Source organism: Pseudomonas sp. 29 (genome assembly GCF_002754355.1).
GTDB classification, from domain to species: Bacteria; Pseudomonadota; Gammaproteobacteria; order Pseudomonadales; family Pseudomonadaceae; genus Aquipseudomonas; species Aquipseudomonas neuropathica.
The window spans coordinates 1,059,368-1,072,288 of record NZ_PEEY01000001.1 but is presented as its reverse complement, the minus strand read 5'-3'; the positions used below and the strand labels follow the sequence as shown (position 1 = coordinate 1,072,288).

Sequence of the window (12,921 nt, the reverse complement as noted above, 5' to 3'; positions counted from 1 at the left end):
AGCAGGAACAAGTGAGGCGGCGCATTCTGGGCGCCGACTGTCGGTCCGGCCATGACGATTCCTCCGGGTCTCATGCCTAATCCTCCGGCATGCGGGTTTGATCGGTCGCATTGGCAAAAGGATCTGCGATGATGCTTTCATCCCTTATTTTCGTGATTTTTTGTGAAGAGCAATTCGATGCAGTTGACCCGTCATCTTGATGCCAATGCCCGGCTGGTTTCGCTTATTGAACCGCTGGCGCTGCGCGATGGTTACAGCCAGACCGGGCTGCCGGGTGTGCAGGTGTTGCGTGCCAGTTGCGACGTTGCCCGTGGCCCGCACATTTACGAACCGAGCCTGATGATCATCGCCCAGGGCAGCAAACTGGCGTTTCTCGGGCCGCGCACCATGGAGTACGGCGCCGGGCATTATCTGATTCAGGCGCTGCCGGTGCCGTTCGAATGCGAGACGTTTGCCTTGCCGGATGCGCCGTTGCTCGGTGTTTCGGTGGCGATCGACCGGGTCTTGCTCGGTGAGCTGGTGCTGGCCATGGGGCTGGCGCCGGGCCGGCATATCCCGGCGCAGACGCCGGAGTCGATGACCTCGGTGGTGCTCGACGATGCCATGCGCGGTTGCGTCGAGCGCTTGCTCAGTTGCCTGCACGATCCGCTGGAATGTCAGATTCTCGGGCCGGCGCGGGTAAGGGAGTTGTTGTTTGTCGCGTTGCGTGGGCCACAGGCGGATGTGTTGCGGGCATTGGTCGAGCAGCAAGGGCAATTCGCGCGGGTGGCGGCGTCGATCAGTCATCTGCATGCGCATTACACCGAGCCGTTGAACGTTGAAACGCTGGCCGGTTGCGCGAACATGAGCGTGTCGACCTTTCATGAGCATTTCAAACGCAGCACGTTGTTGTCGCCGGTGCAGTATCTGAAGCGCCTGAGGTTACTGAAGGCGCAGACGTTGTTGGTCGCCGAAGGCCTGGGTGTGGCGCAGGTGGCGCATCGGGTGGGGTATCAGAGTACTTCGCAATTCAGCCGCGAGTACAAGCGTTACTTTGAGCGTAGTCCGGGTGACGAACGCGCTGCCTGATTAGACGATAATCCCCTGTGGGAGCGAGCCTGCTCGCGAATGCGGTGCATCAGTCGACATCATTTTTATATGACACACCGCTTTCGCGAGCAGGCTCGCTCCCACAGTTGTTTTGTGGTGTCAGAGGAGTTTTGGGCAACAAAAAGGCCCCCGATTCGGGAGCCTTGATGTTCAGGGGGTCGACTTACATATTTGGGTAAGTCGGGCCGCCAGCGCCTTCCGGCGTGACCCAGGTGATGTTCTGCGAAGGGTCCTTGATGTCACAGGTCTTGCAGTGCACGCAGTTCTGCGCGTTGATCTGGAAGCGCTTCTCGCCGTCTTCCTTGGTGATCACTTCGTACACACCGGCCGGGCAGTAGCGCTGCGCCGGTTCGTCGTACAGCGGCAGGTTCTTGCTGATCGGGATGCTCGGGTCGGTCAGCTTCAGGTGGCAAGGTTGTTCTTCTTCGTGGTTGGTACCGGAGATGAACACCGAGCTGAGTTTGTCGAAGCTGAGTTTGCCGTCCGGCTTCGGATAGTCGATCTTCTTGCAGTCGGCGGCGAGCTTGAGGCAGGCATAGTCCGGCTTGGTGTCGTGCAGGGTGAACGGCAGTTTGCCGCCGAAGATGTTCTGGTCCAGCCAGTTGAAACCGCCGCCAACGATGGCGCCGAACTTGTGGATCGCCGGGCCGAAGTTACGGCTGGCGAACAGTTCGTCGTAGAGCCAGCTCTTCTTGAACGCGTCGACGTAAGTGGTCAGCTCTTCAGTGCCGTCCTTTTCCGCGAACAGCGCGTCAGCCACCGATTCAGCGGCGAGCATGCCGGACTTCATCGCGGTGTGGCTGCCCTTGATCTTGGCGAAATTCAGGGTGCCGAGGTCGCAACCGATCAACGCGCCGCCCTTGAAGACCATTTTCGGCAGCGAGTTCAGGCCACCTTTGCAGATCGCGCGCGCGCCGTAGCTGATGCGCTTGCCGCCTTCCAGGTACTGCGCCAGCACCGGATGATGCTTGAGGCGCTGGAACTCGTCGAACGGCGACAGGTAAGTGTTGCTGTAGGACAGGTCAACGATCAGACCAACCACCACCTGGTTGTTTTCCAGGTGATAGAGGAACGAGCCACCGGTGTTTTCGGTGCCCATGATGTCCAGCGGCCAACCGGCGGTGTGCACCACCAGGCCTGGCTGATGTTTGGCCGGGTCGATTTCCCAGATTTCTTTCAGGCCGATGCCGTAGTGCTGGGCGTCGGCATCGCTGTCGAGGTTGTAGCGCTTGATCAGTTGCTTGCCGATGTGGCCACGGCAGCCTTCGGCGAACAGCGTGTACTTGCCACGCAGTTCCATGCCGGGGGTGTACAGGCCTTCTTTCGGGTTGCCTTCACGGTCGACGCCCAGATCACCAGTGATGATCCCGCGCACCACGCCTTGTTCGTCGATCAGCGCTTCCTGAGCGGCGAAACCCGGGTAGATTTCCACGCCAAGGTTCTCGGCCTGCTGGGCGAGCCAGCGGCACAGGTTGCCGAGGGAAATAATGTAGTTGCCTTCGTTGTGCATGGTCTTGGGCACAAAGAAGTCCGGAATTTTTTGCGCGTTTTCGGCGTTTTTCAGCACGAAAATATCGTCGCGGGTCACTGGCGTGTTCAGCGGCGCGCCAAGTTCTTTCCAGTCCGGGAACAGTTCGTTCAGAGCGCGTGGTTCGAATACGGCACCGGACAGGATGTGTGCGCCGACTTCGGAGCCTTTTTCGACCACGCAGACGCTGATTTCCTTACCGGCTTCGGCGGCCTTCTGCTTCAGACGGCAGGCGGCGGACAGGCCAGCGGGGCCGGCACCGACGATGACCACGTCGAATTCCATGTATTCGCGTTCCACAGGCTATCTCCTACTCAAGGCTCAACAGTTTTTTTTCTAATTTGGAGGTTTGATGTCGCATCCGCTATTCCTTTACGTTAACGTCAAGGGGAATATTGGAGACCGACCTTTCTCTCTAGGCGGCGCATTATATCTACACCACTCCGAGCGTCCAATACAAACGTTTGTTTGAATCGGCTCCAGCCCAGAGAAATCAAAGAAGCGCGGCTTATGAATGGTCATTTTGCTGTATTGACCGGAATAGGCGTTCCGGTCAAGATACGGGCGGTTTTGCGCTCGTCGTAGGCAGACTGGCGGTTTCAAGAGCACGTCTAAAGACAGGGCACAGGCAGTAGAAGGTGATGCGCAGCGCAGGTCCGGCGCGCAGTTTACACAGCGTGAAGATCAATGACTCGTCGGTCACCCCTGACGAACGGTCGCAGGTCCTCACACTGTGCAGCCACCAGACACCCAAGTCGGCGTTTTTAGAGGTGCCCTTTAGCCTGATGAGCATCAACCGCCAGGTTCGCCTAGGCGACTTTCTTTTCACCGGAGAGTAACGAGGAATCCATGAAGGTTCTTGTAGCTGTCAAACGCGTTGTGGATTACAACGTCAAGGTTCGCGTCAAGGCGGACAATTCCGGCGTCGATCTCGCCAACGTCAAGATGTCGATGAACCCGTTCTGCGAAATCGCAGTGGAAGAAGCCGTACGCCTGAAAGAGAAAGGTGTTGCGACTGAAATCGTCGTCGTCTCCATCGGCCCGACCACCGCTCAGGAGCAACTGCGTACCGCACTGGCTCTGGGTGCCGACCGTGCCATCCTCGTCGAATCCGCTGAAGATCTGACCTCGCTCGCCGTGGCCAAGCTGCTCAAGGCTGTGGTCGACAAGGAACAGCCGCAACTGGTTATCCTCGGCAAACAGGCGATCGACAGCGACAACAACCAGACCGGCCAGATGCTTGCTGCACTGAGCGGCTACGGTCAGGGCACGTTCGCCTCGAAAGTCGAAGTCTCCGGCGACAGCGTTGCCGTGACCCGTGAAATCGACGGCGGCGCGCAGACGGTTTCCCTGAAACTGCCGGCAATCGTCACTACCGACCTGCGTTTGAACGAGCCGCGCTACGCGTCCCTGCCAAACATCATGAAAGCCAAGAAGAAGCCTCTCGAAGTGCTGACTCCGGACGCTTTGGGCGTTTCCACCGCCTCCACCAACAAGACCCTGAAAGTCGAAGCGCCGGCTGCACGCAGCGCGGGCATCAAGGTTAAGTCGGTAGCTGAATTGGTCGAGAAACTGAAAAACGAAGCGAAGGTAATCTAAATGACTATCTTGGTTATTGCTGAACACGACAACAAAGTGCTGGCCCCGGCCACACTGAACACCGTGGCTGCTGCGGTCAAAATCGGCGGCGACGTCCACGTTCTGGTTGCAGGTCAAGGCGCTGGCGCCGTGGCTGAAGCCGCAGCGAAAATCGCTGGCGTGAGCAAAGTCCTGAATGCTGACAACGCGGCTTACGCGCATCAGCTGCCGGAAAACGTTGCTCCGTTGGTAGCTGAGCTGGGCGCTGGTTACAGCCACATCCTGGCTGCCGCCACCTCCAACGGCAAAAACATCCTGCCGCGCGTTGCTGCGCAGTTGGACGTTGACCAGATCTCCGAGATCATCTCGGTCGAAAGCGCTGACACGTTCAAGCGTCCGATCTACGCCGGTAACGCTATCGCTACCGTGCAGTCGACCGCTGCGATCAAAGTGATCACCGTGCGTGCCACCGGTTTCGACCCGGTTGCCGCTGAAGGTGGTTCGGCTGCTGTTGAAGCCGTTGCTGCTGCGCACAACGCCGGCACTTCCAGCTTCGTCAACGAAGAACTGGCCAAGTCCGATCGTCCTGAGCTGACCGCTGCCAAGATCGTCGTTTCCGGCGGCCGCGGCATGCAGAACGGCGACAACTTCAAGCATCTGTACGCTCTGGCCGACAAGCTGGGCGCTGCGGTGGGGGCTTCGCGCGCCGCCGTCGACGCAGGTTTCGTACCGAACGACATGCAGGTCGGTCAGACCGGCAAGATCGTTGCGCCACAGCTGTACATTGCCGTCGGTATCTCCGGCGCGATCCAGCACTTGGCCGGTATGAAAGACTCCAAAGTGATCGTTGCGATCAACAAGGACGAAGAAGCGCCGATCTTCCAGGTGGCCGATTACGGTCTCGTGGCGGATCTGTTCGAAGCCGTCCCTGAGCTGGAGAAGCTGGTCTAATCCAGCGGCTTCACTTATAAAGAGCCCGGCCTGTTGGTCGGGCTTTTTTTTGTCTCGGATTTGAGTGGGAGCGTTTTGCCATGGATCTGCGTTGCGGATGGTTGTGGGGGTTGGCCCTGTTGCCGGGGTTGGCGATGGCCGCTGGCAAATGCGAGCGCCTCGTCGTCACCGGTAGCCCGGATGCGCCGCCGTACCTGTGGCAGGACCCGCAGAATCCCAAGCAGTTGATCGGTGCCAGCGCTGATCTGCTGCAACAAGTCGCCAAAGACCTCGGCATCAAAGTCGAATTGCTCTACGCCGGCAAACGTTCGCAAGCCCTCGATGAAGTGCGCAGCGGGCGCATGGACATGCTCGCCGACGCGCCGCTGACCCTCAATGAGCTGGAAAACCTCGACTACATCCATCCGCCGTTGCTGGAAAACGACTATCTGGTGTGGACCCGCAAAGGCTCGACGCTGGTCTACAGCGAGGCCAAAGACCTGCACGGTCACGTCGGTGCGTTGTCGGAAAAGTCTCGTATGACCCAGGCATTTGGCACTTTCGCCGAGCAGAATCTGACCCTGACCCGGACAGCCAACCTCACTCAGGCGCTACAGAAATTGCTCTTGGGCGAAGTGGAATATGTACTCGCCGGCCGCTACTCGGGCATGGCCGCCGCGCAGGCATTGGGTATGGCCAATGACCTGTTGGTGTTCGAGCAACCGGTCGACCGGCCGGGGCTGTTCCTCGCGGTTTCGCATAACTCGGCATGCAACGATCCGTGGTTGCGCGGACAGTTGGCCAAAAAGATGACAGAATTGCCCGCGTCCGGACTGACGGAAGCCGCGCTGCAACGCAACATCGAGCGCTGGAAGGCGCAGCAGCAACAGCCGCCACAACCCGTCAGTGCCCCAAAACAGTAGGGATTCTTAGTGAGTATTCGACCTCTTTTCGCGGCTGTGGCCGTTCTGGCCCTGGCCGGTTGCGCGACCGATCCGGCACCCAATGAACAAATGCGCCTGACCGAGCAAGCCATCACCCAGGCCAAGGCTGTTGGCGCCACCGCCGACGAAGTGCCGGAAATGAAACTGGCCGAAACCAAGTACAACCGCGCCAAAGGCAACATGGCTGACCAGTCCTATCGGAACGCGCGTATGCGTTCGGAGCAGGCTGAACTGGATGCACGTCTGGCCGAAGCCAAAGTGCTGACGCAAAAAAGTCAAGAACAGGTGAATGTGCTTAACACCCGCATCGTCCGTCTGCGCAAGCAACTGGGAGATGCCCAATGAGTCTCAAGTCGAAAGTTGTCGGCGGCCTGATCCTCGCCGGTTGCGTCAGCCTGTACGGCTGCGCCGGTCAACACAGCGAATCCGCTCTGCAAGAAGCCAGCGCCGACTTCCAGAAGGTCAAGGAAGACTCCAACGTGCTGCGCATCGCGCCGAAAGACGTGATCCGCGCCGGTGAGTCCCTGGCTCGTGCCGATCGCCTGTCGACCTATTGGGGCAGCGGTTCCGATGTTGTGCACTACGCCTACCTGAGCCAGCGCTACAGCGAAATCGCCCGCGAGCATACCAATCAGGTGCTCAATGAGGAGCGCGCGGCCAAGCTCGAACTGGACCGCCAGCGCCTGCAACTGGCCTTGCGTGAATCGAAATTGCTTAGCGTGCAGCAGCAGGGCAAGTGGCTGGAAGAACAGATCGTTGCACTGGCCACCACGCAGACCGACCGTGGTCTGGTGATGACCCTCGGCGATGTACTGTTCGACACCGGTGAAGCAGAGCTGAAAAACTCGGCCAACCGTGTTGTGCTGAAAATCGTCCAGTTCCTGCAACTGAACCCCAAACGTGTAGTGCGCATCGAGGGCTACACCGACAGCACCGGCGGCAAACAGGAGAACCTCAAGCTGTCCCGTGACCGCGCACAATCGGTGGCGGACGTGTTGATGGACCTGGGCATCGACGACAAACGCATTCAGGTCGAAGGCTACGGCGACGAATACCCGGTGGACGCCAACGCTTCCGAGCGTGGGCGGGCACAGAATCGTCGGGTTGAAATTGTCTTCTCCGATGAAAAAGGCCAGCTCGGCGCCGCCCGTTAAGGGTTGCGTCTCTGGAAAGCCCGGGCTGTCATGCAGTGCCGGGCTTTTTTACGTCTGTCGATTGGCTCGCAATCCGTACAGTAGGGGGCAGACACCGCACTGTATGGTCGAGTAATGTGGCAACTGTCCCAGTACACTTCTAAACTGTTCCGGTATTGTTTCACACAAGAATAAAATGCCCGTGAAATCGAGTGCTGCGTCATGACCAATCTCTTGCTCTACCAACGTATTGCTCAGCAACTGGCCGAAGACATCCGCCGTGGGGTCTATCAACCGGGGGAGCGCGTGCCTTCGGTGCGCAAGATGAGTTCGCAGCTCAACGTCAGCCATGCGACGGTGTTGCAGGCTTACGCCAATCTCGAAGATCAGGGGCTGATTCGGGCGCGCCCGCAGTCCGGTTATTACGTGCACCAGACGCCGGCACTGACGGCGCCGACGCCGGACATCGCCCGTGTCGAGCGGCCGGGGCTGGTTACCCGCAGCAGCATCATTCAACAGGTTCTGGTCGAATCACGCCGCGAAGGTGTGTTCCCGCTGGGTGCGGCCGTGCCGAGTGTCGATTACCTGCCAGTGCGCGCACTGCATCAGCAACTGGCCAAGGTCACCCGCTTCCATAGTCCGCGTGCTTTCAGCTACATGTTCAGCCCCGGTTTTGAGCCGCTGCGCCGGCAAGTGGCGATCCGCATGCGCGACGCCGGTGTGGTGGTCGATCCGTCGGAAGTGGTCATCACCCACGGTTGTGTCGATGCCTTGCAGATGTCGTTGCGCGTGCTGACCCGCCCGGGCGATCTGATCGCCGCCGAATCACCGACCTATTACGGTTTGCTGCAATTGGCCGATCTGCTCGGCTTGAAGGTCATCGAAATCCCTAGCGATCCCGCCACTGGCATGAGCCTCGAAGCGCTGCAACTGGCCGCCAACCAATGGTCGATCAAAGCGCTGGTGCTGACCACGCGCCTGAGCAATCCGCTGGGCGGCACCATGCCCGAAGAGCGGCAGAAACAGTTGCTGCGTCTGGCCTCGGACTTCGACATCCAGATTGTCGAAGACGACATCTATGGCGAGTTGATGTTCGAGCAGGGCAAAACCAAAGCGCTCAAGGCTTATGACCGACTGGATCGGGTGATCTACTGTTCGAGCTTCTCCAAAACCTTGTCACCCGGTGTGCGCATCGGCTGGATGATCGCTGGCAAATATCAGCAGGAAATCCAGCGCTTGCAGACCTTCAGCACCCACTCGGCGTGCAGCGTGACGCAGATGGCGATTGCCGCTTATCTGGAAAACGGCGGTTATGACCGGCATTTACGGTACATCCGCCAGGAATACCGAAAAAACCTCAGCGCGTTCCAGTTGGCGGTGCAGCAGTACTTCCCCGAAGGCACGCAAATGACCCGGCCTACGGGCGGTTTCATCCTCTGGGTGAGCTTGCCGGGTAGGGTGAATACTCAGGAATTGCATGTGCGCGCCCTGCAGCAGGGCATCAGCATTGCGCCGGGACTGATCTTCAGTAATACCGAGCAGTTCAACCACTGTATTCGCCTGAACTGCGGGATTCCGTGGAACCGCGAGGCGGAGCGGGCGTTGATGACCCTTGGCTTGCTGGCGACGCAACTGTGTCAGGAAACCGCTGGCGGATTCTGAACGAGCGGTGGCTGATGCTTGTCTTGTGGCGCCCAACAAGCGAGCATATGGCCATCTGCCGTTTGCCACTGTTGGGTTCATGAAAGCGATTGCTCCTGCCGCTTGGGTTTTGCTGGGTTTGCTGATGATCGGTCATGCGCCTGGCGTCGTGGCCGCTGCGGCTCAGGAAAAACCGGCGGCGACGAGCCCGGCGAAAAAAAACACGCCAGCGCAGAAGGCAGCTCCGGCGAAGAAACCTCAGCAAAAAGTCATCAAGAAGCGCAAGCCAATCGCGTCCAAATCGAAACCTGCCAGCGAAGTGGTGAAAACCAGACTGCCGCCGGCCAGGCTCGATTTGAGTCTGCCCAAAGACATGGTTCAGGAACTGAAGCCCAAAGGCACGGTTGAGTTGCCCAAGCGCGAGGCGATCCTGCCGCAGATGTTTGGCGAGAAGAACAACGGCTTCCAGCTCAACGGCCGTTTGCTCAGCAACGAAATGCAGTTGCAACTGCGCAATGAAGAGCGCCGTGAAGTCGAAGGTGCGGCGCTGGATTTTGAATTCAAGCAGTGACTGCAGCCATCTGTGACCCGCAGACCAGACGCTTTGTCGGAGACTGGTCAGTCACATTCAGTTATCGGTAAAAACCCCGGTTCAGGGAATTTAAAACAGCCGTTTTAGCGGTTACTCTGTTCCGCGTCCCTTTTACACATCGCCCGTCGCGAGGAATTGTTCGTCATGAAATGCCGTGAAGGCTGTGGCGCTTGCTGCATTGCCCCTTCCATCAGTTCGCCAATTCCCGGCATGCCTGATGGCAAACCTGCCGGCGAACGTTGCGTGCAACTCTCGGTCGAAAACCTGTGCAGCATTTTCGGCCGCCCCGAGCGCCCGGCAGTCTGTTCCGGCTTCGCGGCGGATGTCGAAGTCTGTGGCAGCAGCTCGGAAGAAGCGATCAGGCTGATTGGCTGGTGGGAGCAGATGACGGCGGCGTGATGTGTCAAACGAACGGAACTTCAACAATAAGGAATAAGACTATGGGTTCGCTGCATCGTATCGCTGTGTTGTGTGGTTTGACCGCTGTGCTGGCTACCTCCGTCGCTCAGGCTGAAGACTGGAAAGTCGCCAAGAACGAGGACGGCATCAAGGTGTCCCTGAGTGAAGTGCCAGGTTCGGACTACAAGTCCTACCAGGGTGTTGCGCTGATGAAAACCACCGTCGCCAAACTGCGCGCACTGCAGGAAGACGTCTCCGGCGCGTGCGCCTGGATTCACGAATGCAAGACCCAGAAACTGCTCAAGCACGAGGGCGATCAGAGCTGGACCTACACCCAGTTCAACACGCCTTGGCCGGTGACCCCGCGTGATTCGGTGCTGCACATCACCACCGTTGAAGGCGCCGATGGCAGCCTGACCCGTAACCTCGAAGGTCTGCCCAAGTACATTCCGGAAGAGAAAGGCTTTGTCCGTGTAGCGCAGGTCAAAGGCTTCTGGAAATTCGTACCCAAAGGTGATCAGGTTGAAGTGACCTATCAGGTGCATACCGAGCCGGGTGGTAGCGTGCCGTCGATGATTGCCAACAAGTTTGTCGTCGATGCACCGTTCAATACCCTCAAAGCCTTGAAAGAACGCGCCGAGAAGTAATCGCGCGTTGCAACAAAACGCCCCGATCGATTCGGGGCGTTTTGTTTTGTATCTATATTGTGTTTCCAGATATGCGTTGCACGAAATTTTCACAAAGTGTTCCTGACAATTCGCCCGCGCTGTTTGCACGCTGTCCCGGTTCGCCGCTGCACTAAATGAAAGTGTCGGGCGGCAGGGCAGTTATCAATGGCAATGGTGCGGGTGATCGTGCAACATTTGCGCACCGCGCAAGCCCCGGGGTCTGGAATGACCAATAGAGGGCCTGGCGCCGCTGTATTTTTGCAACTTCAACTTCCAATGGGTCCTAAAACGACATGGCAAACCCGGACGCCCTGAATCAGCAGCGATCTTCTGCTCGCCTGCTGCAACCGACCGTCAAATCGCATCTGGCCTACACGCTGCTTTGCGCGCTGGTCATGATGGTGATGTTTTCCGTGCTGCGCCTCGCGCTGCTGGTCTACAACCGCGAGATGATCCTCGACACCCCGGCTTCGACCTTCCTCGAAGCCTTCGCCAACGGCCTGCGTTTCGACCTGCGCCTGGTGGTTTACGTGTGCATTCCGCTGGTACTGGCGCTGTTCAGTGCCCGCGCCATGGCCGCACGCGGCTTCTTCCGCTTGTGGCTGACCATCGCCTCAAGCATCGCGCTGTTCCTCGGCCTGATGGAGATGGACTTCTACCGCGAGTTCCACCAGCGCCTCAACGGCCTGGTGTTCCAGTACGTGAAAGAAGACCCGAAAACCGTGATGAGCATGCTCTGGTACGGTTTTCCGGTGGTGCGCTACCTGCTCGCGTGGGTGATCGGCACCGTCATTCTGACCCTCGCGTTCAAAGGCGCCGACCGTGCCACGCGTCCGCGCGGCCCGTTCAGCGGTGGCAGTGTCGGTACCCGTCAAGTTGCGCCGTGGTACACCCGTCTGGCGGTGTTCGTGGTCTGCCTGTTGATCTGTGTAGTTGCCGCCCGCGGCACCTTGCGTCAAGGCCCGCCACTGCGCTGGGGTGACGTGTACACCACCGACTCCAACTTCGCCAACCAGCTCGGCCTCAACGGCACGCTGTCGCTGATCGCGGCCGCCAAGGACCGTATGGGCGAAGACCGCAACAACATCTGGAAAGCTACACTGCCGCAGGAGCAAGCGCAGAAGGTCGTGCGCGATATGCTGCTGATGCCGGACGACAAACTGGTCGATGCCGATATCGCCGCCGTACGCCGTGAATACACGCCACCGGCCGACAAGACCCTGCCGATCAAGAACGTTGTCGTGATCCTGATGGAAAGCATGGCCGGTCACTCGGTCGGTGCGCTGGGTGCGCCGGGCAACATCACGCCATACCTGGACAAACTGTCAAAGGAAGGCTTGCTGTTCGACCGCTTCTTCTCCAACGGTACGCACACCCACCAGGGCATGTTCGCGACGATGGCCTGCTTCCCGAATCTGCCAGGTTTTGAATACCTGATGCAGACCCCGGAAGGCAGCCACAAGCTCTCCGGCCTGCCGCAGCTGCTCAGCGCGCGCAAGTATGACGACGTCTACGTGTACAACGGCGACTTCGCCTGGGACAACCAGTCGGGCTTCTTCAGCAACCAGGGCATGACCAACTTCGTTGGTCGTAACGACTTCGTCAACCCGGTCTTCTCCGACCCGACCTGGGGCGTGTCCGATCAGGACATGTTCGATCGTGGTCTGATCGAGTTGAAGAAGCGTGAAAACGGCAAGCCGTTCTATGCCTTGCTGCAAACGCTGTCCAACCACACGCCATACGCCTTGCCGACGCCATTGCCGGTCGAGCGTGTGACCGATCGCGGCAGCCTCAACGAACACTTGACCGCCATGCGCTACTCCGACTGGGCGCTGGGTCAGTTCTTCGAGAAGGCGCGCAAAGAGCCGTACTTCAAGGAAACCCTGTTCGTCATCGTCGGCGACCACGGCTTCGGCAACGAGCGCCAGATCACCGAAATGGACTTGGGCCGCTTCAACGTGCCGATGCTGATGATCGCGCCTGGTATTCAGGAGAAGTTCGGCACCCGTGACCACACCGTGGGGACGCAGATCGACATTGTGCCGACCATCATGGGCCGTCTCGGTGGCGAAGTGCGTCATCAGTGCTGGGGCCGTGACCTGCTCAATCTGCCGGAAGGCGACACCGGTTTCGGGGTGATCAAGCCGTCGGGCAGCGAGCAGACCACTGCCATCGTCACCGCCGACCAGATTCTGGTCCTGCCGAAGGACAAGGAAATGGGGCCGAAGATCTGGCAATACCAGTTGGGTGCCAATCCACATGCCGAGATCGTTCCGAATGCACCGCGCACTGCCGAGTTGAAACTCAAACTCGAAGCGTTCCTGCAAACGGCGACCAAAAGCCTGATGGACAACACTGCCGGTGTCATCAACGGCAAGCCTGATTGATCGCTTGCCGACAGTAAAATCCACGCAATAAA

General features: G+C 58.9%; 12 protein-coding genes. 11 read left to right on the top strand and 1 reads right to left on the bottom strand.

The features are described from left to right. The first annotated feature begins 177 nt into the window (after positions 1–177). Positions 178–1,068: an AraC family transcriptional regulator gene (locus tag CLU80_RS04960; protein WP_099756894.1), complete on the top strand. Its 891-nt coding sequence runs from the start codon at positions 178–180 to the stop codon at positions 1,066–1,068. Between the two features lie 184 nt (positions 1,069–1,252). Here the strand turns inward: CLU80_RS04960 and CLU80_RS04950 are convergent, their stop codons facing one another. Beyond that, positions 1,253–2,917 (bottom strand): electron transfer flavoprotein-ubiquinone oxidoreductase, encoded by a 1,665-nt coding sequence (locus tag CLU80_RS04950; protein ID WP_016985998.1) that lies wholly within the window; start codon positions 2,915–2,917, stop codon positions 1,253–1,255. A gap of 549 nt (positions 2,918–3,466) precedes the next feature. Between CLU80_RS04950 and CLU80_RS04940 the strand changes: the two genes are divergently transcribed. From CLU80_RS04940 to CLU80_RS04895, 10 genes are all read left to right on the top strand, one after another. After that, the gene (locus CLU80_RS04940; RefSeq protein WP_007908338.1) at positions 3,467–4,216 is read left to right on the top strand and encodes an electron transfer flavoprotein subunit beta/FixA family protein; all 750 of its coding nucleotides are present in this window, start codon (positions 3,467–3,469) and stop codon (positions 4,214–4,216) included. Then, positions 4,217–5,146, top strand: coding sequence for an electron transfer flavoprotein subunit alpha/FixB family protein (locus tag CLU80_RS04935; RefSeq protein ID WP_093435361.1), 930 nt, complete (start codon positions 4,217–4,219; stop codon positions 5,144–5,146). It begins immediately after the preceding gene. An 80-nt stretch (positions 5,147–5,226) separates the two neighbouring features. Then, positions 5,227–6,048: a substrate-binding periplasmic protein gene (locus CLU80_RS04930; protein WP_099756891.1), complete on the top strand. Its 822-nt coding sequence runs from the start codon at positions 5,227–5,229 to the stop codon at positions 6,046–6,048. A 9-nt stretch (positions 6,049–6,057) separates the two neighbouring features. Next, entirely contained in the window at positions 6,058–6,414 is a 357-nt protein-coding gene (locus CLU80_RS04925) for a DUF4398 domain-containing protein (protein WP_093435356.1), read from the top strand. Then, positions 6,411–7,223, top strand: a complete 813-nt coding sequence (locus CLU80_RS04920; RefSeq protein WP_093435353.1) for an OmpA family protein — start codon at positions 6,411–6,413, stop codon at positions 7,221–7,223. Before CLU80_RS04925 ends, CLU80_RS04920 begins: the two co-directional genes overlap by 4 nt. Positions 7,224–7,424: 201 nt before the next feature. After that, positions 7,425–8,864 (top strand): aminotransferase-like domain-containing protein, encoded by a 1,440-nt coding sequence (locus CLU80_RS04915; RefSeq protein WP_016985994.1) that lies wholly within the window; start codon positions 7,425–7,427, stop codon positions 8,862–8,864. A gap of 79 nt (positions 8,865–8,943) precedes the next feature. Next, entirely contained in the window at positions 8,944–9,414 is a 471-nt protein-coding gene (locus CLU80_RS04910; protein WP_099759341.1) for a translation initiation factor 2, read from the top strand. A gap of 165 nt (positions 9,415–9,579) precedes the next feature. Beyond that, positions 9,580–9,834 (top strand): YkgJ family cysteine cluster protein, encoded by a 255-nt coding sequence (locus tag CLU80_RS04905; protein WP_007908349.1) that lies wholly within the window; start codon positions 9,580–9,582, stop codon positions 9,832–9,834. A gap of 41 nt (positions 9,835–9,875) precedes the next feature. After that, entirely contained in the window at positions 9,876–10,481 is a 606-nt protein-coding gene (locus tag CLU80_RS04900) for an START domain-containing protein (RefSeq protein ID WP_016985992.1), read from the top strand. Between the two features lie 314 nt (positions 10,482–10,795). After that, positions 10,796–12,889, top strand: a complete 2,094-nt coding sequence (locus tag CLU80_RS04895) for an LTA synthase family protein (RefSeq protein WP_093435350.1) — start codon at positions 10,796–10,798, stop codon at positions 12,887–12,889. The last annotated feature ends 32 nt before the right edge of the window (positions 12,890–12,921 follow it).